The following is a 25,183-nucleotide window of genomic DNA, read 5'->3' on the forward strand; positions in this document are numbered from 1 at the left end:
GAACAGCATGCAACCTATCGTATCCGTCTCTAATCTGTCCAAGACCTATGCCAGTGGCCATCAGGCACTGAAGAATATCAGCCTCGATATTGCACCCGGTGAGATACTGGCACTGCTCGGTCCCAATGGCGCCGGGAAAACCACACTGATCTCGATCATCTGCGGGATTGTCAATGCAAGTGCCGGTTCGGTGACCGTTGGTGGTCACGATATTGATGCGGGCTATCGAATTACACGCAGGATGATTGGTCTTGTACCGCAGGAACTGACGCTGGGGGCTTTCGATACGGTGTGGAACACACTGTGCTTCAGTCGTGGCCTGTTTGGCCAGAAGCCCGACCCGGCCTACCTGGAGCAGTTACTAAAGGACCTGTCGTTGTGGGACAAGAAGGACAACGTACTCATGTCGCTATCGGGCGGGATGAAACGACGTGTGCTGATCGGCAAGGCCCTGTCGCATGAGCCGACGGTACTGTTTCTTGATGAACCCACGGCAGGTGTGGACGTGGAGTTGCGCAAGGATATGTGGGCACTGGTTGAACGCCTGCGCAAATCGGGTGTCACGATTATCCTGACGACTCACTATATTGAAGAGGCCGAAGCCATTGCAGACCGTGTCGGTGTGATCAATAACGGTGAGCTGTTACTGGTCGATGACAAACGTGCATTGATGCACAAACTGGGTAAAAGACAGTTGATCGTCGAACTGGAGAAATCTGTGAAGCATGTGCCGGAAGCACTGGAGAGCTGGCGCCTGGAGCGCTCGTCCGATGGCAGGCAGCTTGTCTATACCTATGACCCGCATAATGAGGACACAGGGATCAACGGTTTATTGCGGGCCATCAGTGAGACAGACCTGGTGCTGAAAGACCTGCAGACTACGCAAAGCAGCCTGGAAGACATCTTTGTCAGCCTGGTAAAGGCAGACTCATGAATACACAGGCCATCAGGGTTATCTACAAGTACGAAATGCTGCGCGCCTGGGACACACTGTTGCAAAGTTTCGTTTCCCCGGTACTGTCTACGTCGCTCTATTTTGTGGTATTCGGTTCAGCGATAGGTTCACGTATCCAGCAGGTCGAAGGTATCCCTTACGGAGCGTTCATCGTGCCAGGACTGATCATGCTGGCACTGCTGACACACAGCATTGCCAATGCCTCGTTCGGTATTTTCTTCCCTAAATTTACCGGTACCATCTATGAAGTGATGTCTGCACCGATATCCTTTGTCGAAATCCTGATCGGTTATGTGGGGGCAGCCGCAACCAAATCCCTGATCATCGGGCTGATTATTCTGCTGACGGCAGGGTTTTTCGTGCCGCTGGAGATTGCCCACCCGGTATGGATGGCGAGCTTCCTGGTGCTGACCTGTATTTCCTTCAGCCTGTTCGGGTTCATCATCGGGCTGTGGGCAGACAACTTTGAGAAACTCCAGCTTATTCCCCTGCTGGTGATTACGCCGCTGGTTTTTCTCGGTGGCAGCTTTTACTCGGTGAGTATGCTGCCGCCTGCCTGGCAGACAGTCACCCTGTTCAACCCTGTGGTGTACCTGATCAGCGGGTTCCGCTGGAGTTTTTTTGAAGTCTCGGATGTGAGTGTCGGCCTGAGCCTGTTCATGGTGCTGGCATTTCTTGCCTTCTGCCTGCTTGTCGTCGGCTGGATGTTCAAAACAGGTTACCGGTTGAAGCAGTAACAACCCGGGTCTTTCAGCGGATCAGGCAATCCACCGCTGCATTGATTGCCTGAAGGCGCGCATTGTCGCCACCCCGATCGGGATGATGTTCCATGGCAAGGCGTCGCCAGGCCAGCTTGATGGTTTCATCATCCACCGGGTCTTCGAGGCCCAGTTCAGCCAGCGCCTCACCGCGGTTATCGAACTTGCCGAGCTGTGTCCAGAACGAGGCAATCAGGTTACAGACATCATCTTCCGTTGTGTCATCGAGATTCTTCCAGTCCAGGTAATAACTGCGCAGCGGGTCCGGTGAGGTCAGGGCAACATTACCGGCTGACCAGGGCAGGCAGCGAATACTCAGTGCTCCAATCTCCAGCAATCCCTGCTGTGATGAAGCCAGTCTGTCCCTGAGCGTGTACAGGGCGTTGAAAAGCAGGAAGTGTGCGCGGAACAGGTGAACAGGATCGGCGGGTGGCGCTGGCAGGAATTCAAAAAATCCCCTGGCCTTCAGCGCACTGATCAGCTCATGTTCCCGCATACCGGCAGGGTGCGCGTCGAGTTCCTGCTCAATCGCCGTGTAAAAGATGTCAGGTAATCGCGAGTTGCTGATCGGCATTGTTGCATTATAGCCGGCTTGCCTGCCCGGGTGTCGGTGCAGAGGCAGGAAGGGACCAGAGCACAGATGTGCTCCGATCCCCGGTGGTTTCCTGGCTCAGGCTGCGTTGGGTCTGCGTCCAATGGCTTCGATACTTTCGGGTGCGGTGCTGGCCCAGTGCGGATCGGCCCTCAGGCGGTCGAAATAGGCGTTCACCCGCGGGTAACCGGACCAGTCAAAGGGGATCATATCCTTGAACCCTTCAATATTCGTCACCGAATAGTCTGCCAGTGTTAGCCCGTTACCAACCACATAGTCCCGCTCAGCCAGGTGATCGTCCAGGATGCGTGAGAAGGTCTTCAATGATTCTGCGGCACTATCAACCACAGCCTGGTCTGGCTGTCCCTGGAAAAACTGTGGCTTGAATACCGTTTCAAACACCAGCGTCGCGAGGGCGTTATTGAAATGTGCCAGTTCCCAGCACTGCCAGCGGATAATATCTGCCCGGGTCTGCGGGTTTTGTGAGAAGAGCGTGTTGTCGGGCACCTTGTCCGCCAGGTACTGCATGATGGCGTTGGATTCCCACAGGGAGAAATCACCGTCGACCAGCACAGGCACGCGCCCGTTCGGGTTCATCGAGATGAATTCGGGTTTGGCCAGATCACCTTCCACGAGGCCCAGGTAGTCAATGTCTACGGTAATATTGAGATTATTGATGGTGGCTTGTACCTTGCGGCTGTTTCCGGATCCTGCAACGACATATAGCTTCATCAGTTTTTCCTCCGTGATCTATTGCTTGCTAAATGCAAGTAGTCGAAGTATAGACAATTACTTGTATAATGCAAGTAAGGTCTGATTCATGCGTCATCTCATCGGCGCAGGCCGGGATCCAGGGTGTTGAATGTTCTGGATTCCGGCCTGCGCCGGAATATTGCGCCGGAATGACGATTTCGAATTAATCAGAGCTTCCGCAAGTATTGGTTTGAGGTTGTGAATGATGGTGTGTGACGGGAAGAAGCGGCGTTCAAAATGCCCGGTGACATTTGCCCTGGACCAGCTCGGGGACAAATGGAGCCTGCTTATTGTGCGTGATCTGATGTTTCACGGAAAAAAAACCTATGGTGAATTTCTCGAATCGGGCGAGGGCATTGCAACCAATGTGCTGGCGGATCGCCTCAGGCGTCTCGAAAGCGAAGGCATTATTGAAAAGAGCCGTGATCCTGAAAACAAACGTCGGGTTTTATACAAGCTGACGGACAAGGGATTTGATCTTGCGCCCCTGCTGGTGGAAATGGTGCTCTGGAGTGCCAGGTATGATGACGAAACCGGTGTCCCGGAAGCGATGCTCAACAGGCTGAAGAATGACCGGGAGGCATTTATTCAGGAAGTTCGTGAGGGGATGAAACTCTAGCGAATTTCCAGCAGCTTCCCCATACCGGCTTGCGCCGGTATGACGGAATATGAATGAATCAGGGATTTCTTCAGGTGTCCGGTGGCGGCATCGGCAAGCCTGCCAGCTTGCAGACCTCGTGTACCGGGTCTCTGGGAAACAGCTTGTAGATGTGTTTCTCGTAGTCTTTCTGGTTGTGGAATTTCTCACCCTTGCGCCCCAGTGTGCGGATGACGGTGTGCATGGTGGGGTTGCTCAGGTTTTCCTTGTAGTAATCACGGAAATACCAGATCAGTTCCCAGTGGTCGACATACAGATCCACACCGTCACGTTTAGCCAGTTCGTTACTGACTTCCTCGCTCCATTCATCCAGATTACACAGAAAGCCCTGCTCGTTACATTCAATGGTTTTGTTATTTACCTCGAGGTTCATACGCTTACTCCCGTTCTGTTGCCCGTCACGCATTTACAGGCCGTGCAAACACGCTGCACGGTTACATCAAGGTATAGCAGAAAATACCGGACCTGCCTTATTGTCAGGTATTTTTCAGGGGCATAGGCGTTGCAGGTGCGGGCTTACAAGGGGGTTTTGTTGTCGCGATGCCAGCACACGATACCGTCCCAGGCTTCCTCTGCGGTTTCGGCATACCAGAACAATTCCCGGTCTTCCTGGTCGATGACACCTTCTTCAACCATGAAGTCGATGTCCAGTACCCGTCGCCAGTATTTCTCGCCGATAAGTACAACCGGCACCGGTTTGATCTTGCGGGTCTGGATCAGTGTCAGGGTTTCGAACAGTTCATCAAAGGTTCCAAAGCCGCCCGGCAGGGCGACCAGGGCGCGGGCGCGCAGCAGGAAGTGCATTTTCCGCAGGGCGAAGTAGTGGAAATGGAAGCACAGTTCCGGTGTGATGTAGGGATTTGGATACTGTTCATGTGGTAGCGAAATGTTCAATCCCACTGTCTTTACGCCCGCATCGTAGGCGCCACGGTTTGCGGCTTCCATAATGCCGGGGCCGCCACCGGTCATTACAACAAACTGTGGATCACCGGGGCATCCACTTGCATCAGCAACCCGCGAGCCGAACTCACGCGCCACGTCGTAATAGCGGCTTTTTTCCCTGATACGCTCGGCAATGGCCAGCCGCCTGCGGAGATCTTTATCCTGCGGGTTGTCGGCAAGTGCATGGCGTAATGTTTCCACCTTCTGTTTTGCTGTCGAGGGCTCAACGATTCGTGTGCTGCCAAACACGACGATGGTGTGCTTCACGCCGTGTTGTCTGAGTAACAGTTCCGGCTTCAGGTAGTCGAGTTGCAGGCGGATACCGCGGGTATCATCCTGCTGCAGAAAGTCGATATCCATGTCTGCCGGTATATAACTCGGGCTTTTGAGTATGGTTGCCACCTTGCATGGTGCATCAGGATCTTCCTCGGGGGGTTTCGGACGGCACCAGGGGAGGGGTTCCTGGCGCTGTTGCGGGTCGGCCGGGGACGGGATGTGCGGTGGTTGTGTTTTTTCAGTCATGTGCAACCTTTATCATGAATCTGCATCGCCATACGTACACTGCAACAAACCGGGATTTGTTACAATGCGCGGATGATAATTTTCGATACATCGCTTGAAAGTTTTGATAACGACGTTCTGCAACGCTCGCGGGAGACTCCCGTCCTGGTAGACTTCTGGGCAGACTGGTGTGCACCTTGCCGGGTCATAGCGCCGGTACTCGAACGCGTGCTGAAGGAACTGGACGGGACCGCCCAGCTTGCCAGACTGGAAGTGGACGAGGGTGAGAACATGAAGCTCGCCGGGCATTATCGCGTGCGTGGCTTCCCGACGATTATCCTGTTCCACAGGGGGCAGGAACTGGGCCGTTTCAGCGGTGCGAGGCCTGCCGGCTGGATACGCCGGTTTATCGACGAACATGTTGATCTTGCCGGCCCGGTCTGATTCAATGTCCTGACGCCGCCCCGTACGCCAGCAGCCATGAAAAAACCAGCACGCCTGGAAAGGATCAGCTATGCAGTATCAGCAGGATATCGCGCAGGCACAGGAAATTGCGCGCCTGGTATTCCCGCTGATGACCCGGCTTGGCATTCCCATGAATCCCGTCAACTATGCGCTCTGGTACGAGTACCATCTCGGGCGTACGCAGGAACTGGTTGCTGCGCTGGACAGGGTTCAGTCGGGTGATGAGCCCTACGATCCCGAACACGCAATGAAACTTTTTCTGCGCTATGTGGCGACACCGGGTGTGGAAGCGCTGGAACGAATCGAATCCGAGGTCTGTCGCCTGCTCGCCGATGTGGTGCAGATCGTGATTGATTCCGGTCTTGACCTGGGTAAATACAGCAATCTTTTGCAAAGTTGCAGTACAAGGCTTGAATCCGCAGATGACCTGCGGGCCATTCACAAACTTGTGGCGACACTGAAAACAGATACCCGTGTGATGGCCGAATCCAGTCGCCAGTCTGCGAGTGCCCTGAAAGCACGCGCCGATGAAATTGATGTGTTGAGGGCAGAACTCGACCGGGTTCGCCAGGAAGCTGTCAGGGACCCGCTCACCGGTCTTGCCAACCGTCGGGCCTTTGATGAGAGACTGGCCGAGTCGCTGGACGAGAGCCTTCAACAACTCAGGAAAATCTGCCTGTTGATGGTCGATATCGACCACTTCAAAAAAATAAATGATGAACACGGTCACCAGATAGGTGACAGGATACTTCAGTTTGTTGCCTCGGTATTGAAGAAAAACTTCAAGGGTAAGGACCTGGTGGCACGTTTCGGTGGTGATGAATTCGCGGTGATTGTGGAGAATGCACCCATTGCCGGCGTGCAAAAAGTCGCTGAAACAATTCGCGAACAAATCTGTGACAGTACACTCAGGCGAACCGATACCGGTGAACCGCTCGGTACGGTAACGGTCAGTATCGGGTGTGAGTGTCTGAAGCCCGAAGACAAGCCGGCAGATGTACTCAATCGTGCCGACCAGGCCCTGTACAGTGCCAAGCAGGGCGGTCGTAATCGTGTTGAGCTGTACCGGCGCTAATCAGAACAGGAAACACTCAATGAAAATCAGCATTATCAGTGGTAGCCACAGAAACCCGTCACAAAGTGAAAAAGTTGCCCGCTTTATAGAGCACACCTTGCAGGAAAAAAAATTGTGCGACGAGAGCTGGCTGTTTTCCCTGAAGGGAAACCCCCTGCCGCTGTGGGATGAAGCTATCTGGGAGGGCGACCCGGAGTGGCAGGCGCGGCTGGCACCCATCTCGGAACAGCTGGCATCGAGTGACGGTTTCGTCATTATCTCACCTGAGTGGCACGGTCAGGTGCCTGCCGGGTTGAAGAACTTCTTTCTCATGTGGGGCAAGGGTGAACTGGCGCACAAGCCGGCACTGATTGTGACAGTCTCTTCGGCCGATGGCGGCGCCTACCCGGTTGCCGAACTGCGCATGAGCAGCTACAAGAACAATCGCCTGTGTTATATCCCCGAACAAGTGATTGTACGTCATGTCGAGTCGGTTCTGAATGACGACGAGGAAAAGAACAACCCGGATGCAGACCGTTACTTCCGTGAGCGTATGGCCTATGCGCTCGGTGTCCTGAAAGAATATGCGCTGGCGTTACGGGCAGTGCGCGACAGTGGGGCGGCGAGCCTGGAAGTGTTCAAAAACGGCATGTAAAAATCCCGGGGAATGCCGGAATCCATGCTATGTAATACACTGGATGCCGGCCTGCGCCGGCATGACGGATGAATCAGTGAATCAGGTTTTAACCTGATCGTCAGCCGCGATACAGACCTGGTTGCGGCCATTCTTCTTGGCCCGGTACAGGGCCTGGTCGGCACGCGAGAACATGGATGTCGGGTTATCGCTCTGTTGCAATTCACTGACACCGATGCTTGCCGTGATACTCAGTTCAGCGCCGGAACAGTTGAAGCTGTTTTCCGCAATGTACTGGCGAATGCGTTCGGCCAGTAAATGTGCGCCGTCGAGGTCGGTGTCGCGCATCAATACCACGAACTCTTCACCACCATAACGGAACAACAGGTCGCCATCACGTTTGCAGGCGTCAACCATATTCGCAACGCTTTTCAGCGCGCAGTCACCGATGATGTGACCGTAGCGGTCATTGATGTGCTTGAAATGGTCGATATCCAGCACCAGTAACGATAGCGTCGTCTCCTTGCGCTGGGCATGGCTCAGTTCGCGCTGCAGCATTTCATCGAGCGCGGCACGATTGCAGATGCCGGTCAGCGGGTCTTTCTGTGCCAGCTGAATGGCGTCTTCATACAACAGGCCGTTACGCAGCGGGTAGAGCAGGCTGCACAGCAGTTGCTCCAGCGCCTCGAACTCGGCGTCGGTAAATTTCTGGGTACGGCGGAACGTCAGGCTGCCGAGTGGTTCGTCACCGATATTCAGGTTGTACGAACACGCATGGCGTGCCTGGCGCCCCAGTTTCAGGTCGATGCCGGTATCTTCATTGCGATAACGGATACCCTGGTGAACGATCAGTGAGCCGACCTCGGCACTGAAAATCTCGATCAGGCGGGTTGGATCGAGGGTTGTCTGAAGGCTCTGGGTAATCTCCAGCGCTTTTCTGCTCGTTAATTCCTGGAGCACGCTGCGATCATCCGCTTTTAGCGGTTTCTTCAGAAAATCTGCAGATTGTGGCAGTGGTTTGTTCATGCTGGTATCCAGGTTGCTCGGATGTGTGCCAGGGCTACTGCGAAATTTGTGCCAACTGTGACTTAAAAATATAAATATCAATAAAAACAACAGGTAAAAACGCGAACCGTTTTGACTGTCGGTTAAACGTCAAAAAAACGTCGCGCAGTTTGCCGCTGTATTGCCGATCCCCGGCGCCAATTTTCCGGCAAGATGTGGCTTGCAACGTGCCTCCGCTCTGACCAATATGCACGTATCTGCCACAGGCGAAAGCGCCTGGAGGGAACATGTGATGAAACGCGGAATACTAATGTTGTTATTTTTAATGCTGGTGCAGCCGCCCGGCTTCGCCGAGGAACCCGTGGGTTACGAGAATCCCGGTTACCATGAGAAGCCTGCCTGGTTCAAAACGTCCTTTCTCGATATCCGGGAGGACGTCGCCGAAGCAGCGCAGGCCGGCAAGCGGGTCATGCTGTACTTCTACCAGGACGGCTGTCCTTACTGTGCCAAACTGCTGGATACCAATTTTGCCCAGCGGGAAATTGCCGAAAAGACGCAAAAGTACTTCGATGTGATCGCCATTAATATGTGGGGTGCGCTGGAGGTGACCGACCTGAACGGCAAGAGCACCAATGAAAAGGATTTTGCTGCCGCGCTCAAGGTGATGTACACGCCCACACTGCTGTTCCTCGACGAGGAGGGCAATGTAGTGGTGCGCCTGAATGGTTATTACCCGCCACACAAGTTCAATGCTGTGATTGACTACGTTGGGCAGCACAAGGAAAAGGAAATCAGCTTCCGTGATTTCTGGAAAGCGCGCTCGCCTTCCGCGGCCAGCGGAAAATTGCACCAGTCAGCGGACTGGCTGCAAGCACCCTTTGCGCTGGACAAGCGCAATTCCGGCAAACCGTTACTGGTTTTTTTCGAGCAGAAGGACTGTGCCGCCTGTGACGAACTGCACCAGGATATCCTCGCGCGTGACGAAAGCAAAAAGCTGTTATCAAAATTCGATGTGGTGCTTTTTGATATGTGGTCAAAGACGCCGTTGACGACCCCGGATGGCAAGGCAACCACTGCCGCAACATGGGCAAAGACACTGGATGTCCAGTACGTGCCCACCATGGTGATGTTTGATGTGGATGGGAAGGAAGTGTTTCGCTCGGAGGCCTACCTCAGAACATTCCACGTACAGTCGGTACTGGATTATGTGGCATCAGGCGCGTACCGCACGCAGCCGAACTTTCAGCGTTATATCCAGGCACGCGCTGAAAAGCTGGAAGCCCGGGGGCAACATATTAATCTGATGGATTAGCCGTAACCTGGTTGAGCCGTCCTCGCAATGACAAATTAATCAGGTTACTTGATCGGTTATTTTGTTGTTTAGGTTGAACTGCTGACCTGTTACACCCTTGCTGTCTTTGCTGAGCAAATACAACAGGGGTTCGATGACTTCATCCGGCGCCGATACCTTCCCCGGTGCTTCACCCGGGTAGGCGATCGTACGCAGGCCGGTGGCAACCGGCCCGGGATTGTAACTGTTAAAGCGCACTGCGGTATTGGTTTCCATTTCATCCGCCAGAATCTGCATCAGGTTTTCCAGACCGGCCTTGCTGACGCCATAGGCGCCCCAGTAGGCTTTGCCGTGGCGACCTGTAGCGTCGCTGTTGAATACCACCGAGGCGTCGTCACTCTTCATCAGCAGTTCCAGGCAGGCGCGGGTCATGAGGAAAGGCGCATTGAGGTTGATCTGCATGATCTTGTACCAGAGTTCCGCTTCAAAGTGCGTCATCGGTACCAGCGCGCCGAGCATGGCGGCGTTGTGCAGCAGGCCGTCCAGCCGGCCGAACTCGCGTTCGATGGTTGCGGCAAGCTCCGCGTAATCCTTTTCAGTGGCGCCTTCCAGATTCATGGGATAAATGGCCGGCTGGGGTCCACCGGCAGACTCGATTTCGTCGTAGATCTGTTCGAGGCCACGCACAGTCTTGTCCAGCAGGATCACGGTTGCACCTGCAGCAGCACAACGCCTGGCGGCGGCGGCGCCGATGCCGGCTGCGGCACCGGTAATCAGGATGGTACGTTTATCCAGCAGTTTGTCCTGCGCTTGCCAGTTATCCGGTATGTTCATAATACGTGTTTCCATAACGATCAGTTCAGGGTTTCAAGCAGACTGTTGGCACAGTGTACACCGCTGCGCACAGCACCTTCGAGTGTGGCGGGCAGGCCGGTGTCGGTGTAGTCGCCGGCCAGCCACAGACCCTCGACCGGGGTGTGGTTGGCTGGCCGTATGGCATCCACGCCGGCACGGCATGAAAACGTCGCGCGTTTTTCGCGGATCACAAGATGGGCGGAGGGTGCGGGCCAGCCGGGGAAGGTTTCGGCAAGCTCGGAGATGACTTTTTTTGTCAGCGTATCGTTGTCCAGTGCGTTGTGTCGGCCGCGGGTGCTGATGACAGCGGCAATAAGGCCGGGCTGGTTACAAACGCGACGATCAAACAGCCATTGCGCCAGGCCGTCCTCAATACCGATCATCGGTTGGGGAAGGCTGACGGATTGCGGGTATTGCAGATAAAGGGTGACAATGGGTTCATTCCCCAGTTGCTCAAGATTCTCACACAGGGCTTTCAGTTTCCGGTGGTGTGACATCAGGCGGCGACTGATGATATGCGGGGTAGCCAGTACAATCTGTCGGGCGGGTTGTTCCCTGTCACCGATTCGAACCGCAAGCGTCCCCGGCTTATCCAGTAGCAGTTCGGTCACCCGTTCGCCCAGCCGGAATTGTGCACCATGGCTTTCCAGCCAGGTGGCGGCGGGAACCGGTAGCAGGTTACCGAGTTCAACACGACCAAACAGCAGGTCGCAGTGTTTGTTCATTTGCAGAAACGTATCTCTCAGAACGCGCAGGAAAATGCGCGCGGATGCTTCTGTGATCGGCGTGTTCAGCGTGGCGATACAGAGCGGTTCCCACAGTCGCCGGATCATGGCCGGTGTCTGCTTCTCACTGTGCAACAGAGCCTGGACACTGATGTCATCCTGCGCTGAAAAGTCCAGCGTTTTCAGGTGACGACCAAAGCGCAGTGCCTGCAGCCGGTCGTTCAGTCCAGGTCCACGCGCAAACAGAATGGCGGACAGCAGGTGCAGGGGCGCGGGCAGGCGTGGTGCACGGAATTGCAGGCTGGCACGACCATTGCGGAACGAACTCAGTGACAGCGGCTCGCGCCGTAACACGGTATCGATATCCAGGCCGATATCCTGCAGCAGGGATAACAGTGACTGGTAGGCGCCGATCATCAGGTGCTGGCCGTTATCGGCTATGGTGTCGCCAAAACGGATACTGCGGGCGCGGCCACCGAGCTGGCGGGCGGACTCCAGCAGCAGCACAGGCACACGGTGGCGAGTCAGGGTGATGGCCGTACTCAGGCCGGCCCAGCCACCACCTGCAATGACCACGGGTGCCTCATCTGTCTGCTCAGGCGTGTGCAAGCTGTTTCCGGTATTTGCGTTGCCAGCGGCGTTCGCGGCGTGCCGTTGTCCAGGCGATCCACAGCTTGCGTAATGGTGTCAGTCGCACGCGATGTTCCATGACACGGTAACCGTCGGCCTCGATCTCCTTGAGAAGCGTCTGGTAAATCGCAGCCATAATCAGGCCGCTGCGCTGCGCTTCCCGGTCTGCATCGGGCAGGTAATCCATGGCGCGCCGGTAGTAGTCGTGAGCGCGCTGTGCCTGGTGGTGACACAGGTCACGCATGCCCTCACCGGGTTTCAGGTCAAGCAGATCATGCGGATTGACCCGGTATTCCAGCAGTTCATCGAGCGGCAGGTAAATACGACCGCGTTCGGCGTCCTCGCGCACATCGCGCAGGATGTTGGTCAGCTGGAAGGCGGTGCCCAGGGTTTCGGCATACTTCAGCGTATGACGATCCCGGTAGCCAAAGATTTCCGCCGACAACAGGCCGACCACCCCGGCGACCCGGTGGCAGTACAACGCCAGGTCGGAAAAACTCTCGTAGCGGGTGTCTTCGAGATCCATTGCCATGCCGTCGATGATTTCCTGGAAATACTCCATCGGCAGATTGCGTGTTTGCAGGGGTGTGAGCAGGGCGCAGGTCACCGGGTGGGTGGGGTCGCCGCGGAAGCAGCGCTCGATCTCGCTGCGCCACCAGTCCAGTTTGCTGCGAGCCACGCCAATGTCGGAACATTCGTCCACGACATCATCAACTTCGCGGCAAAAGGCATACAGTGCCGTGATGGCCTGGCGTTGATCGGGAGCAAGGAACAGGAAGCTGTAGTAAAAGCTTGAGCCGCTGGCTGCGGCTTTTTCCTGACAGTATTGGTCGGGCGACATGATGTCCGGGGTTCAGCAATGGGAGGTGAATTCTAACCGGTTTGTCGCCACGGCGAAACGTGCGGCTTCAGTGCCGCGAAAAGCCCTGGCGGATGGCGGAAAACAGGATGCCGATACGCGCTTTCCGGTCGAGCCGTGGACGGCTGAATACATCCTCCCGGGCGTGCAGTTGCTCCAGTACCCGTGCCCCCCCGAGGATGATGGCGCGCAGTTCCAGGCCAAAGCGTCCGCGCAGTTGCAGGCCCAGGGGACTGCCGGCACGCAGCAGTTTGTCGGCGCGGCGGATCTGGAAACGGACCAGTTCATTTAACTCAAAGCTGTTGCGGTGTTCACGTATGGCATCCTCGCTGACAGCGAAGCGCTGCATTTCATCCTGTGGCAGGTAAATCCGGCCGTTTTCGTCGTAGTCCTGGCCGATGTCCTGCAGGAAGTTGATCAGCTGCAGGGCGCTGCAGATGGCATCGGATTGTGCCAGCTTGCGTTCATCGGCCTGTCGGTTGAGGTGCAGCAGCAGGCGACCGACCGGGTTGGCGGAGCGCCGGCAGTAGTCCATCAGATCACCAAAACTGGCGTAGCGTTGACAGGTGACGTCCTGGCGAAAGGCGCTGAGCAGGTCGTGAAACAGCCCGATGGGCAGCGTGTGGCGTTCAATTGCATCAGCCAGCGCGATATAGACTGGCTGGTCGGGTGGTGTGCCCTGTTCGATGGCATCGAGGGCCTGACCCATTTCATCGAGTTGCTGCAGCCGTTCGGCCGGGTCCGCATGACCTTCGTCGGCAATATCATCGGCGCGGCGGGCAAAGGCATAGATGGCTGCAATGGGATCGCGCAGCCGGCGCGGCAACAGGAATGAAGCCACCGGGAAGTTCTCGTAATGCGCTTGCGCGAGTTGCCGGCACTCGCGGTAGGCCTGTGCCGGACTGACGGAAGAAGGACGGGTCACGACAGGCTAATGGGTTTCGCGCGGTGGTTTATCGGTGCTTTCACTGTCACGAACATCGCGTGGCAGGCGCTCGACCGGTTGCGGTTCGGTCATTTCCTTTTTACTGCGGATACCCATCTCATTAAAACGCCGGGCGCTGGGAAGAATACGGCTGTCGAAGGAACCGACCGCCTTGTTGTAGTGCTCGACACTGCGGCCCAGGGTGCTGCCCAGCTTGTCGAGGTGGCCGGCAAAGGTACTCAGACGTTCGTACAGTTCTTCGCCGACGGTACGAATCTGTTCGGCATTCTCGGCCAGGGTTTCCTGGCGCCAGCCATAGGCGATGGCGCGCAGCAGGGCGACCAGGCTGGAAGGCGTTGCCAGAACCACGCGGTCGGTCAGTGCATCTTCCAGCAGCTTCGCATCCAGTTCCAGTGCCGCGCTGAGAAACTGGTCGCCGGGGATGAACAGCACCACGAAATCCAGTGAAGCCGACAGGTTCTGCCAGTAGGCCTTGCTGGCCAGTTCGCGTACCCGGGCACGCACATTGCGCGCATGGCGTTGCAGTTCCTGGGCGCGCGTGACATCGTCTTCCGCTTCCACGGCGCACAGGTAGGCATCCATGGGCGCCTTGGCGTCCACCACCACTTCGCGCCCGCCGGGCATGCGCACGACCATGTCCGGGCGCTGTTTGCCTTCCCCGGTATCGATACTGTGTTGTTGCTCGAAGTCACAGTGTTCGACCATGCCGGCCAGTTCAGCGAGTCGCTTCAGTGTCAGCTCACCCCATTGACCGCGCACCTCGGGGCGTTTCAGCGCCTTGACCAGGTTGCGGGTTTCGCTTTGCAGCTGGTCGTGTGCCGCTTTCATGAATTCCAGGTGCTGGTTGAGCGCACCAAAACTTTTTTGCCGGTCCTCTTCCATTTTGCGGATTTGCCGGTCGGTCTTGTCCAGCGTTTCGCGAATAGGCCTGACCAGGTTCTCGACGGCTTTTTCACGCTTTTCGAATTCACTACTGGATTGTTCGTGCAGCGCCTTGAAGCGGGTCTCGGCCAGTTTGAGGAATTCGCTGCTGCTGGATTTCATAATGTCACCGGCCAGCGCCTTGAACGCGTCTTCCAGCTGGTTGCGGGCTTCCTCGAAGGTGCGCAGCTTTTCTTCCGTGGCGCGTCGTTCACCCTCCAGTTGCGCGGTGAGGCGCACATTTTCCTCGCGCAGGGTCGCGATACGGCGTTGGGCGCGTGCGCCGGCGGCCAGCCAGCCGACCACAGCGGCGAGCAAGGCACTGACAAGCAGGGCGATCCATGAAATTTCCATAGCGGCATGATACCCAATCTGCCATGGCTGCGCTGCCCGGTGTTCAGCGTATTGTCATATTCCCGTCATGTGGCGGTCATTTTGTCGTCATACAGGCGACATACAGTGCGCCTGTCGTTTTACAAGTCATCATCAAAAACACAGTTAATCAGGAGAAGCGCATGCGCATGAACGCTGTTCACCAGGGCATATTGACCGTACTCGGAATCTGCATTGCTATTCCGGCCAGTGCCGCCGGCATTACCGTTTACAAGGAAGGCGAGAAATACCTGAAAATGGGTGGTCGCATCCAGATGCAGTATCACCAGGCAGACCCGGATAATGGCAGTTCCGTCGATGAGCTGTTCCTGCGTCGTTTCCGTCCCTATATCGAAGGCAGCATCCACAAGGACTGGAAAGGCAAGTTCCAGTTTGATTTCGGCAAGGCTTCCGGCAGCAACGAAGTGGCTGTCAAGGACGCCTACATGGAATACAAGGGCTTCGATGGTGTCAAGGTTCTGCTGGGTAATGTGAAAACCGCTTTCTCCCGCGAGTTCCTGACCTCTTCCAAGAAGCAGCAGCTGGTCGAGCGTACCTTTGTGGGTGACCATAACTACGGCGCCCCGGACCGCAGCCTGGGTATTCACCTGAAGGGCAGTAACAAGGAGAGCCTCACCTGGGGTGCGACCTTTGCACAGGCCAATATTGATCCGGATGCCAAAAAACTGGATTTCGATACGCCGGTCAATAACAGCAGTGACTGGAATGAAGGCTGGGTGACGGCGGCACGTGCCGACTTCCATCCCTTTGGCATTCTGAAAATGTCGCAGGGTGATTTCAAGGGCGATACCAAAGCGACTATTGGCGTGGCGGCCTTCCGCTGGAGCAACGATGACGATAACAACACCTATACAACGGGTGGTATTTCCACCAGTGGCAGCAAGGCAGACGTTGATGAAGTGACCGGTTTCGAAATCAGTGCAGCCTTCCGCGCTGCGGGCGCTTCTGTCGATGCCCAGTACAACAAGATCAGCGCGGACACCGTGGACGGAAACTTCACCGGTGGTATCTACAAAAACGGTTCGACCGATCTCGAGAACTGGGCCATTGAAGGCGGTTACATGGTTGTGCCGGCCAGATTCGAGCTGGTTGCCGGTTACCAGTCGCAGGATGCGGACAACTATGGCACCGAGTGGACCCGTACTTCGTTTGGCGCCAACTGGTACCTGCACAAGCACGATATCAAGTTCCAGGCTACCTTCCGTCAGAACTCGGACAAGGATGGCGTCAAGGGCAATGATGAAGACGAACTGTTTGTACAGGCCCAGTATGTATTCTAGGCAAGGCTGACAGGTCTGTCTTCCGTCCTGCCGGCGAAAGCCGGCATCCAGAAATCCCCGCACCCGCGGGGATTTTTTATTCGGCGCGCAACGCTTCAACCGGGTCCAGCCGGGCCGCATTACGCGCAGGTAGTACACCGGCGGCAATACCGATAACAATAGCAAGAACCTCCGCCATGACGGCGTAGATCCACGGTGTATGAACCGGCATATCGGGAAGCATGACACTCAAAAGATTCGCCGCGCCTGCGCCCAGCGCCAGTCCGGCGAGTCCTCCGGCCGCAGCGAGCACAATAGCTTCACCCAGAAACAGCGACAGTACCTGGCTGCGTTGCGCACCCAGTGCCCGCATCAGGCCGATTTCACTGCGCCGCTCATTTACTGAAATCGTCATGATTGTGATAATGCCGATAGAGCCGACCAGTAACGAGATACCGCCGATGGCGCCCACCGCGAAGGTCAGGATGTTCAGGATCGACCCCAGCACCTCAAGCATCTGCGCCTGTGTGGTAATGGTGAAATCCTCACGACCATGGCGGGCGACAAGGGTGCGGCGGATGCCACTGACCACCTTGTCGACACTGGCTTCGGGCGGGTAGAGTACATCGATCTCGAACAGTGAATTGCGGTTGAACAGTTCAAGGGCGCGTTGCGCGGGGATATACACGGTGTCGTCCAGGTCAAAACCGAGCACGGTACCCTTGGGTTCCATAACGCCGACAATGCGGTAGCGGTTGCCACCGATGCCGATACGTTGCCCCAGCGGGTTGCGGTCACCGAACAGTTCCCGGCGCAGCTTGCTGCCGAGTACTGCCAGTGCGCGGGGTGCCGTCGGGTCATCGGCCGGCAGGAAACGTCCTGATTTTACATGCATGCTGAATGCCCTCGGCATGTCGGGGCCGGCGCCATAGATGGTTGTGCGCCGCCGCCGGCCCTCGGCCTCTACTTCAGCATTACCCTGAACGAAAGGCACCACGGAGTCTGCAAACGGCAGTCGCTTGAGGGCTTCCGCATCCTCGATGGTCAGGGGACGTTCGGTGCCGAATACGCCTACACTGCCGCCATGCGTGGTGGTGCGGCCGGGGTTGATGGCAACGATATTGGTTCCGAACTGGGTGAATTCCGACAACACGAAGCGATGCACGCCTTCGCCGATAGAGGTGAGCAGCACGACAGCAGCGATACCGACCGCAATACCCAGCATGGTCAGGAAACTGCGCAGGCGGTGCGCGATCAGGGCAGTTCCGGTCAGGGTCAGAAAATCACGAAATAACATCTGCGCATTTTCCTGGATGCCGGAACAGGTCCGGCATGACGGTGTGACGTTAACGGGACAGCAGTGGTCAGGCAAGTTTTTATCACCTGCCGGACAGCGCCAGTACCGGGTCCAGGCGTGCGGCGCGTCGTGCCGGCAGCAGACTGAACAGGAGCCCGGTGGTGAGTGCGACCAGCAGTGCGGTCACTGTGGCCCACACTGGCGGGTAGGCAGGCAGGGCGGGGAACAGTTCCCGCACGACCATGCTGCCGAGTTCGCCAAGCAGCAGGCCAAGCAGTGCGCCCAGTACCGACAGCAGAAAGGCTTCGGCGAGAAACAGCGCCACAATCTGTCGCGGTGCGGCTCCAAGTGCTTTCAACAGGCCGATTTCGGCGGTGCGTTGCGAGACGGCGACCAGCATCACGTTCATGATCAGGATGCCGGCCACGAACAGGCTGATGGCGGCGATGCCGCCAACCGCGTAGGTCAGTGCATTGAAAATCCGGTCGAAGGTGGCCAGCACGGCATCCTGTGTAATGACCGTGACATCTTCCTCGCCCTGGTGACGTGCTTTCAGTGTGTCGATGATGAATTGTTTGACGGGTTCAATCGCCTCACGGGTGCGGGCTTCGACCAGGATACGGAACAACGAGGGCGTGTTGAACAGTTGCTGCGCCGAGGCAACCGGGATCATCACGGCTTCCTGGACGTCGATGCCGATGGAGCGACCTTCCGAGCCCAGAATACCGATCACCCGGAAGCGGCGGTCACCCAGGCGCATCCACTGACCCAGTGCCGGCTGTGCGCCAAACAACTCATCGCGGATTTTTGTGCCGATGACGCACACAGGGCTGGCAATGTCGATATCCGTGTCGGGCAGGAAACGGCCTTTCGCCATCTTCCAGTGGCGCAGTGCCAGCAGTTCGTGGGTGGAGCCGAACACGGTGACGTCGCGCCCCCGGCTTTTCCAGCGTGCCTCGGCAGAACCGACATTGATGGGCGCAATGCGGCGCACCCGGTAGCTGCGCGTTAATGCCATGGCGTCGTCGAGGGTGAGGTCGCGGGGTGTTTCGCCCATCAGCGTACTGGGTGTGACACCGGCGGTCTCCGCGCGACCGGGGATAACGATAATCAGGTTCGTACCCAGTGAGGCAAACTGCCCGGTCACATAACGGCGTGCGCCTTCACCCAGTGCGGTCAGCATGACCACGGCCGCCACGCCGATGGCCATGGCGATCAGCATCAGCACCGTGCGCGTCGAGTAACCGCTGAGCGCCCGCCAGGCAAAGGTGCCAATGTCACGGTTTTGCATCGGGCTGTTCCGGCACCTGGTCCGTTTCGATACGCCCGTCGAGCATGTGGATCTGGCGCCGTGCACGGCCGCCGATTTCCGCATCGTGGGTGACGATAATCAGGGTAATCCCCCTGGCGTTGAGCGATTCGAGAATATCAATCACATCCTGACCGGATTTCCGGTCCAGGTTGCCGGTGGGTTCATCGGCCAGCAGGACTTTCGGTTGCATAATGGTTGCGCGGGCAATGGCGACACGCTGGCGCTGGCCGCCCGACAACTGATCGGGTTTGTGCCGGGCGCGGCTGTCCAGGTTCAGGGCTTTCAGGGCTTCATCAACACGCCCGTCACGAATATCTTTCGGGATACCGGCGAGTATCAGGGGCAGTTCGATGTTCTGGGCCGCGGTCAGGCGCGGTACAAGGTGAAAGGCCTGGAACACGAAACCGATCTGGCGGTTGCGCACCTCGGCCTGGGCAATATCGCTCAGCGTGGTGACATCTTCGCCGTTGAGCAGGTACTGGCCGCGAGTGGCACGGTCCAGCAGACCGACCAGGTTCAGCAGGGTGGATTTCCCCGAACCGGATGGTCCCATGATGGACGCGTATTCACCGGCTTCAATGCTCAGGTTGACGTCGTCCAGCGCGTGTACCGTCTGGTCACCCACCTGAAAATCCCGGTGCACCTGGCGGAGTTCAATGATCGCCATCTTTGACCGATTCGATGCGCACTTCAGCGCCGTCTTCCACGCCGTCCCGGTCGACCGAGATCACCACCCTGTCGCCTTCCCCGGGGCCGGACAGCACCTCGGTGAAGTTCCAGTTGGACAGGCCGGTTTCAATGACCTGCTCGCGCAGCCGCATGTCTTCTCCGACCACCAGTACCTTGTTGCCTTCAAGAATCGCCTCGGTCGGGATACGCAGGGTATCGTCGTGCTTCGACAGGATGATCTCGATATCGGCGCTGTAGCCCGGCAGCATGGTTTTGTTGTCTTCGGCATTGACAAAAACCACTTCCACATCGACCACACGCGCCTGCTTTTCGCGGTCGATGACGTAGGGGGCAATACGGCGTACCTTGCCGGCAAAGGTCCGGCCCGGGAAAGCATCGAGAGAAATTCTTGCATCCATACCGGTACCGACACCCGGCGCATCCACCTCGTCGATCGGCGCCGAGATATACAGGCAGCTGATGTCCATCAGGTCAACGGCGGGGGGTGTAGGAACCCCGACCGGGGAGGGGGTGACAAACTCACCGACCTCGCCGTTGATTTCCGCGACAATGCCGGCGAACGGTGCGGTCAGGCGGGTGCGGTCCAGTAGCGCTTGCGCTACGGCCAGTTGCGCCTCGCTGACGCGGGTGTTGGCGTTGGCGGCTTCGCAGGCGGCAGCCTGCGCACGCGACTCGCCATCGGCCTTGTCACTGGCTTCTTCCGTTGCCAGCCCCTTGCGCCTCAATGAATGCAGACGGACGGCTTCACGTGCCGCAACCTCGGCGCGCACGCAGACCTGGCGCGCTGTTGCCTCGGCGGCCTTTGCCTGGCTGACAGCAAGGGTTACGCGGGAACGCAGGTCATCGTTCCACAGTTCCAGCAGAACCTCGCCAGCCTCGACGGTGTCACCGTCCTTGACTGGCATGCGCGCAATCTGGCCGCCAATCGCAGGAGAAATGCCGGCGCGTTTACAGGCTTTTACCGTACCGGCACGGGTATTGGCCGTGGTGTCCTCGACACTGCCGCGTGTGACAACTGCGACCACGACATCAACGGGTTTCGGGCGGGTCAGATACATTATTGCCGCTGTAACAACAGCAACGAGCAGCAGGCTGAAGCCAAGCAGCTTCAGTCGGTTACGAACCATGTTCTGCATTCTCCATTTGGCACAGGGATACGATACACCAAATCAGGCAGGGAGGGGTGACGTGCTGTGTGTGACAGGGCAGTTGACCGCCTGTGAGCGTCTGGTTCAGACTTGGTGTCATGGAACTGACCGCAGAAGTGTTTTTCAAGGCGCTTGCCGATCCAACCCGTTTGCGCAGCCTGATGTTGCTGGTACAGGAAGGAGAATTGTGTGTGTGCGAACTCAAGCATGCACTGGATATCATCCAGCCGAAGATCTCCCGTCACCTGGCACAACTGCGTGAAGCGGGCATTGTCTCTACCCGTCGGGAAGGACAGTGGATCTACTACCGTATGAACAAACGTCTACCGGCCTGGGCAAAACAGGTACTGAGAGCGACCGCAAAGGGTATCGCCGATGAATCGCCCTATGCACAGGACCGGCAGATGCTCGTTGATATGCCAAACCGCCCCGGCGCATCCTGCTGCGCCTGAACACCTTTTCTTATTACATCCCCGCCCACCATCCGGGCTAAAATATTACTTTGAACATATATACGGATAAGTGTATATTCGTCCTGCATCAATTCCAGGCAGAAGGCAGGGGGATATACCGTGGCAATACGCACAGCAATCAACGCTTTTGGCCGTATGGGCCGTCTTGCTTTACGCGCCACGTACCGATGCCGCCGAGGTGAATGCCCTGTTCAGGCAGGCAGCAGAAGGGCCGCTTGCCGGTATCCTGGGCTACGAGGAACGTCCTCTGGTGTCGGTGGATTACCGGGATGATCCGCGCTCTTCCATTGTCGACGCACTGTCCACCATGGTGATTGATGGTACCCAGGTCAAGGTGCTGGCCTGGTACGACAACGAGTTTGGCTACGCGAACCGGCTGGCGGAACTGGCACGCAAGGTCGTCGCCAGTCTCTGAACGGTATTCAGAATGAACACAGCATCGGCCCGGGTAGAAGGTATACGTAACTACCTGGTGGTGACAGCAGCATACTGGGCGTTCACCCTGACCGATGGCGCTATCCGTATGCTGGTACTGCTGTATTTCTTCCAGCTCGGTTATTCGCCACTGGAAATCGCTTTCCTGTTTCTGTTCTACGAATTCTTTGGTGTGGTGACCAACCTGCTGGGTGGCTGGGTTGCTTCGCGTATCGGGCTGAATGTGACCATGCATATCGGCATGGGCCTGCAGGTGATTGCGCTGGTTATGCTGACCGTGCCGGATGCCTGGCTCAGCGTGCCTTACGTGATGGCGGCACAGGCCCTGTCCGGTATCGCCAAGGACCTGAACAAGATGAGCGCAAAAGCCAGCGTCAAACTGATGTTGCCAAAAGATGCGCATGGGCGGTTGTTCAAATGGGTGGCTGTGCTGACCGGGTCCAAGAATGCGTTGAAGGGGCTGGGACAATGCCCGCGTAGGTGGCTTTCTGGCGCTGTGGGTGATCGGTTATGGCCTGATCCAGGCGTGTGCCCCGGCATTGCTGCGTAAACGCAGGGACGGGCGCGGCCCGGGTGCGGATACGGCAAGGTTCTGGGTGTTTGTCCTGGCACTGGTGCCAGCCGGCATTGCGCTGGGGCTGATGGCAGGGTTTGATCCAGTACTTGTATTGATTATCGGCCTCGGCCTGTTTGCGCTGGTGTTTGCCCTTAACTCAGCGGTACATTCTTTCCTGGTGCTGGCCTACTCACATCACGACCAGGCAGCGGTCAATGTCGGCTTCTATTACATGGCCAATGCCGGTGGCCGGTTAATCGGGACGGTGTTGTCTGGCTGGGTGTACCAGTCCCAGGGTCTGACCGGTTGTCTGTGGTGGTCGGTCGGGTTCGTACTGGCCGCGGCACTGCTGTCACTCGGGCTTGGGGATTCCCGTCGGGCCACTGTGTAGTTTTGCCTCGCTTTCTGTCGCGCGTGGTTCATCTGAAAATTCCAGTACAAACGTGACACGCCGGTTACGGTTACGCCCTTCCGGCGTATCGTTGCTGGCACGCGGCCGCGTATCGGCATAGCCAATGGCACGGATGCGGTCTGCCTCGATTCCATGATGGATAAGTTCACGCGCCACACTGGATGCGCGTGCCGTGGACAGCTCCCAGTTGGAAGGGAAACGTGGCGTTTTAATCGGAACGTTATCGGTATGACCTTCCACCGACAGCGACCAGGGCAGGGTGTTCAGGGTGGCTGCCAGTTCACCAAGCAGCCTGGTCCCGTGTTCGGTGAGTGTGGTGCGGGCCGGTGCAAACAGAATACTGTCTGCGATGTCGAGGCGCAGACTGTTGCTGTGGGCCTGGATATCGATGCGATCAGCCAGTTCGCTGTTGCGAAGGCTTTCCATCAATTGATCGGCGGGTGAGGTGGTTGTTGCCGGGTTTTCCGGTTGTTGTTCAGTCGGCACGCTTTCACGGGTTTCGGCCTGTTGCACGGATTCCGGTTTGCTGGCCACGGGCGGTTTTCCCCGCGTATTTTTTGTCCTGCTGGATATCGGCATCCGTAGCTGACCCAGCGGTGTAACGATTTGCGGCAGTGACGGCAACTGGATGGTGGCAAAGGGCTGAAGCATCGGAACGGGTGCCGGTTCAGGCGGCGCGGTCTCATATTCATGAATGACCTGTACCGGCTCAGCGGGGATTTCATACCCGGGGGTCTTGTTGCGCTGGTGTTCCTGTGCCAGTAACAACACAAACAGCGCCAGTAGCAGTGTGAGCACATCGATAAAACTCAATAGCCATGTGTCGCTCTCCATGACAGAAGGCGCGGCTTCCAGATCCCAGGGGAACTGATCGTCCGACGCTGCGCCTTGTGCTGCTGTATCCCGTGAAAATGTGGCCGTCGCGGACATGGGAGGTTCAGGCACCGACCAGCGTCAGATTATTCGGCTGAGTGGGTTGCGTCGTTTCACTGTTACCGTGCTGCATGGATTCAAGCACGTCGCGGATCTGTACCGGGTGGCGTTTGTGATAGACCATCAGGATGCCCTCCATCAGCGTTTTCATCTGCACGAGGCGCTGGTTGGTACGGCGTTCCATTTTGATGGCCAGCGGTTTGAACAGCAGGTTGGCAGCGATAATGCCGTAGACGGTGGTGATCATGGCGAATGCCATGCTGCCACCGATCTCCTGCAGGCCGCTTTCACCCAGCCCGGAGAGCATATTGACCAGCCCGAACAGGGTGCCCAGCATGCCGAAGGCCGGTGCAAAAATGGCCATGGTATTGATAATCTGCACGCGGGCCTGCTCGCGCCGCAATACGCTGGACAGACGCCAGCGCAGGGTTTTCTCCAGTTCCTGTTCCGGTGCGCGGTCGACGACCTGTTGCAGTCCGGCGCGGACAAACGGGTTACTGATACGGCCGAGTTCGCGTTCGGCATTGCGTACGCTGGCAACCCGGTAACGGCTGGCGAAACGTAACAGCTGATCGATGTCGTGGTTTGTGGAAGACAGGGGTTGCTCTCGCAACAGGGCAGGAATGCTGCGCAGAATCGCCATGACTTCCGCCGTGGGGCGGCTCAGGAAGGTCGCGACCAGGGTGCCGCCGATCACCACGATCAGGCCGGGGAGGTTGAGGAATGCACCGAGATGCGTGGGCGAAATCAGCAACATGGCAGCGATGGCGACCGCTATGATCAATAAAAGTAGACGTGTGGACTGTTTCATAACCTGCTCCGTATAGGCTTTCCCGTGCATATTGCAATTTCCGAACCGTTTTTGAATTTCCCTGAAAATCATCGGTAAGTCTTTGTTGTGGAATGAAGTAACATGACGCGCTTTGAAGATTGGCAACGGTCGGCGGCAAACCCTTGCCGACCTGTTTGCCGCCATGACCAGCTGTTAACCGGGACAGAACATGAACGAATCGTCTGCTACACCGAACATCCTCTACAGTTTCCGTCGCTGTCCCTATGCCATGCGTGCGCGGCTGGCGTTGAAATATGCCGGCTTGCCGGTGGAGTTGCGTGAAGTGGACCTGAACGCGGTGCCGGCGGAATTGTCAGCCGCATCGCCAAAGAACACCGTGCCGGTACTGGTCGTGCCGGACGGCATGGTGATTGATGAAAGCTGGGATATCGTGTTGTGGGCGCTGCGTCAGAACGACCCGGACAACTGGCTGGGCGACGATGAAGCCAACGTCATCCCGGCTGACCAGGTCCTGGAGATCAATGATTTCTCTTTCAAGGAAGACCTGGACCACTACAAGTATTTCGAACGCTACCCGGAACACCCGCAGCAATACTATCGCGAGCGTGGTGAGGAATTCCTGGAAGAACTGGAAGAAACACTGTCAGAATCACGCTACCTGCTGGGTGATCGGCCGACACTGGCGGACATTGGTGTATTCCCGTTTATTCGTCAGTTTGCGTTTGTCGATCGCGACTGGTTCGACCAGTCGCCCTATGTCCATCTGCGTCAATGGCTGGATGACTGGCTGGCCTCGGAACTCTTTGAATCCGTCATGGTAAAACACCCGCTGTGGAAGCCCGGGGATGCGCCGGTTTATCTCTAAGTTCAGTTTCAATGGGGTCAGACTCGATTTATATAATGATATAAAAAGAGTAATACCCCAATGAAACAATTTA

26 protein-coding genes and 2 pseudogenes are annotated in these 25,183 nt (G+C 57.0%); 12 read left to right on the plus strand and 16 right to left on the minus strand.

The genetic code is table 11. The features are described 5' to 3' along the window. Both ACW81B_RS12535 and ACW81B_RS12540 read left to right on the plus strand, forming a co-directional pair. Positions 1–934, plus strand: a 934-nt coding sequence (locus tag ACW81B_RS12535) for an ABC transporter ATP-binding protein (RefSeq protein ID WP_491580561.1), incomplete at its 5' end; no start/stop codon positions are given. Then, positions 931–1,692 (plus strand): ABC transporter permease, encoded by a 762-nt coding sequence (locus tag ACW81B_RS12540; RefSeq protein WP_491580562.1) that lies wholly within the window; start codon positions 931–933, stop codon positions 1,690–1,692. The genes ACW81B_RS12535 and ACW81B_RS12540, both read left to right, overlap by 4 nt. A gap of 13 nt (positions 1,693–1,705) precedes the next feature. On the opposite strand, the gene ACW81B_RS12545 is transcribed toward ACW81B_RS12540, so the two are convergent. Next, a complete protein-coding gene (locus tag ACW81B_RS12545; protein ID WP_491580563.1) occupies positions 1,706–2,287 on the minus strand; it encodes a DNA-J related domain-containing protein in 582 nt (193 codons plus the stop codon). 96 nt (positions 2,288–2,383) lie between these two features. Further along, positions 2,384–3,037, minus strand: coding sequence for a glutathione S-transferase family protein (locus ACW81B_RS12550; protein WP_491580564.1), 654 nt, complete (start codon positions 3,035–3,037; stop codon positions 2,384–2,386). 223 nt (positions 3,038–3,260) lie between these two features. Between ACW81B_RS12550 and ACW81B_RS12555 the strand changes: the two genes are divergently transcribed. Next, positions 3,261–3,677, plus strand: a complete 417-nt coding sequence (locus ACW81B_RS12555) for a winged helix-turn-helix transcriptional regulator (protein ID WP_491580565.1) — start codon at positions 3,261–3,263, stop codon at positions 3,675–3,677. A gap of 70 nt (positions 3,678–3,747) precedes the next feature. On the opposite strand, the gene ACW81B_RS12560 is transcribed toward ACW81B_RS12555, so the two are convergent. Next, a complete protein-coding gene (locus ACW81B_RS12560) occupies positions 3,748–4,089 on the minus strand; it encodes a TusE/DsrC/DsvC family sulfur relay protein (protein ID WP_491580566.1) in 342 nt (113 codons plus the stop codon). A gap of 143 nt (positions 4,090–4,232) precedes the next feature. Next, entirely contained in the window at positions 4,233–5,180 is a 948-nt protein-coding gene (locus ACW81B_RS12565) for an LOG family protein (protein ID WP_491580567.1), read from the minus strand. A gap of 72 nt (positions 5,181–5,252) precedes the next feature. On the opposite strand from ACW81B_RS12565, the gene ACW81B_RS12570 reads away from it, so the two are divergent. The 3 genes from ACW81B_RS12570 (at position 5,253) to ACW81B_RS12580 (ending at position 7,333) form a co-directional block, all read left to right on the plus strand. Next, positions 5,253–5,603: a thioredoxin family protein gene (locus tag ACW81B_RS12570; RefSeq protein ID WP_491580568.1), complete on the plus strand. Its 351-nt coding sequence runs from the start codon at positions 5,253–5,255 to the stop codon at positions 5,601–5,603. Between the two features lie 70 nt (positions 5,604–5,673). Further along, positions 5,674–6,699 carry a GGDEF domain-containing protein gene (locus ACW81B_RS12575; protein WP_491580569.1) on the plus strand — a complete coding sequence of 342 codons (1,026 nt, stop codon included), beginning with the start codon at positions 5,674–5,676 and terminating at the stop codon, positions 6,697–6,699. Between the two features lie 19 nt (positions 6,700–6,718). After that, entirely contained in the window at positions 6,719–7,333 is a 615-nt protein-coding gene (locus ACW81B_RS12580) for an NADPH-dependent FMN reductase (RefSeq protein ID WP_491580570.1), read from the plus strand. Positions 7,334–7,414: 81 nt separating this feature from the next. Here ACW81B_RS12580 and ACW81B_RS12585 read toward each other — a convergent pair whose 3' ends face one another. Further along, a complete protein-coding gene (locus tag ACW81B_RS12585) occupies positions 7,415–8,338 on the minus strand; it encodes a GGDEF domain-containing protein (protein ID WP_491580571.1) in 924 nt (307 codons plus the stop codon). A gap of 289 nt (positions 8,339–8,627) precedes the next feature. Here ACW81B_RS12585 and ACW81B_RS12590 point away from each other — a divergent pair, with 289 nt between their 5' ends. After that, positions 8,628–9,629: a thioredoxin family protein gene (locus ACW81B_RS12590; protein WP_491580572.1), complete on the plus strand. Its 1,002-nt coding sequence runs from the start codon at positions 8,628–8,630 to the stop codon at positions 9,627–9,629. Positions 9,630–9,668: 39 nt separating this feature from the next. Here the strand turns inward: ACW81B_RS12590 and ACW81B_RS12595 are convergent, their stop codons facing one another. The 5 genes from ACW81B_RS12595 to ACW81B_RS12615 form a co-directional block, all read right to left on the minus strand. Then, positions 9,669–10,442, minus strand: a complete 774-nt coding sequence (locus ACW81B_RS12595; RefSeq protein WP_491580573.1) for a YciK family oxidoreductase — start codon at positions 10,440–10,442, stop codon at positions 9,669–9,671. 20 nt (positions 10,443–10,462) lie between these two features. Further along, the gene (gene hpnE / locus ACW81B_RS12600; RefSeq protein WP_491580574.1) at positions 10,463–11,797 is read right to left on the minus strand and encodes a hydroxysqualene dehydroxylase HpnE; all 1,335 of its coding nucleotides are present in this window, start codon (positions 11,795–11,797) and stop codon (positions 10,463–10,465) included. Beyond that, positions 11,784–12,659, minus strand: a complete 876-nt coding sequence (gene hpnD, locus ACW81B_RS12605) for a presqualene diphosphate synthase HpnD (protein ID WP_491580575.1) — start codon at positions 12,657–12,659, stop codon at positions 11,784–11,786. The genes hpnE and hpnD overlap by 14 nt, the downstream gene beginning before the upstream one ends. Before the next feature lie 67 nt (positions 12,660–12,726). Then, entirely contained in the window at positions 12,727–13,602 is an 876-nt protein-coding gene (gene hpnC, locus ACW81B_RS12610) for a squalene synthase HpnC (protein WP_491580576.1), read from the minus strand. 6 nt (positions 13,603–13,608) lie between these two features. Beyond that, positions 13,609–14,898, minus strand: coding sequence for a DNA recombination protein RmuC (locus ACW81B_RS12615; RefSeq protein WP_491580577.1), 1,290 nt, complete (start codon positions 14,896–14,898; stop codon positions 13,609–13,611). Positions 14,899–15,059: 161 nt separating this feature from the next. Here ACW81B_RS12615 and ACW81B_RS12620 point away from each other — a divergent pair, with 161 nt between their 5' ends. Further along, positions 15,060–16,217, plus strand: a complete 1,158-nt coding sequence (locus tag ACW81B_RS12620; protein WP_491580578.1) for a porin — start codon at positions 15,060–15,062, stop codon at positions 16,215–16,217. Positions 16,218–16,293: 76 nt separating this feature from the next. Here the strand turns inward: ACW81B_RS12620 and ACW81B_RS12625 are convergent, their stop codons facing one another. From ACW81B_RS12625 to ACW81B_RS12640, 4 genes are all read right to left on the minus strand, one after another. Beyond that, positions 16,294–17,493 (minus strand): ABC transporter permease, encoded by a 1,200-nt coding sequence (locus tag ACW81B_RS12625; RefSeq protein WP_491580579.1) that lies wholly within the window; start codon positions 17,491–17,493, stop codon positions 16,294–16,296. An 82-nt stretch (positions 17,494–17,575) separates the two neighbouring features. Further along, on the minus strand, positions 17,576–18,784 hold the full coding sequence (locus tag ACW81B_RS12630; protein ID WP_491580580.1) for an ABC transporter permease: 1,209 nt from the start codon (positions 18,782–18,784) through the stop codon (positions 17,576–17,578). Then, positions 18,771–19,472, minus strand: a complete 702-nt coding sequence (locus ACW81B_RS12635) for an ABC transporter ATP-binding protein (protein ID WP_491580581.1) — start codon at positions 19,470–19,472, stop codon at positions 18,771–18,773. The genes ACW81B_RS12630 and ACW81B_RS12635 overlap by 14 nt, the downstream gene beginning before the upstream one ends. After that, positions 19,459–20,622, minus strand: coding sequence for an efflux RND transporter periplasmic adaptor subunit (locus ACW81B_RS12640; protein ID WP_491580582.1), 1,164 nt, complete (start codon positions 20,620–20,622; stop codon positions 19,459–19,461). Before ACW81B_RS12640 ends, ACW81B_RS12635 begins: the two co-directional genes overlap by 14 nt. 92 nt (positions 20,623–20,714) lie before the next feature. On the opposite strand from ACW81B_RS12640, the gene ACW81B_RS12645 reads away from it, so the two are divergent. The 3 genes and pseudogenes from ACW81B_RS12645 to ACW81B_RS12655 all read left to right on the plus strand — a co-directional run bounded on the left by ACW81B_RS12645 (position 20,715) and on the right by ACW81B_RS12655 (position 22,498). Then, positions 20,715–21,095, plus strand: a complete 381-nt coding sequence (locus tag ACW81B_RS12645) for a metalloregulator ArsR/SmtB family transcription factor (RefSeq protein WP_491580583.1) — start codon at positions 20,715–20,717, stop codon at positions 21,093–21,095. A 175-nt stretch (positions 21,096–21,270) separates the two neighbouring features. Next, positions 21,271–21,531 (plus strand): annotated as a pseudogene (locus ACW81B_RS12650) (type I glyceraldehyde-3-phosphate dehydrogenase); the annotation flags it as partial. Positions 21,532–21,543: 12 nt separating this feature from the next. Then, positions 21,544–22,498 (plus strand): annotated as a pseudogene (locus ACW81B_RS12655) (MFS transporter). Here ACW81B_RS12655 and ACW81B_RS12660 read toward each other — a convergent pair. Beyond that, on the minus strand, positions 22,460–23,449 hold the full coding sequence (locus ACW81B_RS12660) for an OmpA/MotB family protein (RefSeq protein ID WP_491580584.1): 990 nt from the start codon (positions 23,447–23,449) through the stop codon (positions 22,460–22,462). The pseudogene ACW81B_RS12655 and the gene ACW81B_RS12660 sit on opposite strands and share 39 nt — an antisense overlap. Positions 23,450–23,456: 7 nt before the next feature. After that, the gene (locus ACW81B_RS12665) at positions 23,457–24,263 is read right to left on the minus strand and encodes a motility protein A (RefSeq protein WP_491580585.1); all 807 of its coding nucleotides are present in this window, start codon (positions 24,261–24,263) and stop codon (positions 23,457–23,459) included. 190 nt (positions 24,264–24,453) lie between these two features. On the opposite strand from ACW81B_RS12665, the gene ACW81B_RS12670 reads away from it, so the two are divergent. Continuing rightward, on the plus strand, positions 24,454–25,110 hold the full coding sequence (locus ACW81B_RS12670; RefSeq protein WP_491580586.1) for a glutathione S-transferase: 657 nt from the start codon (positions 24,454–24,456) through the stop codon (positions 25,108–25,110). The last annotated feature ends 73 nt before the right edge of the window (positions 25,111–25,183 follow it).

The organism is Thiogranum sp. (assembly GCF_058323355.1).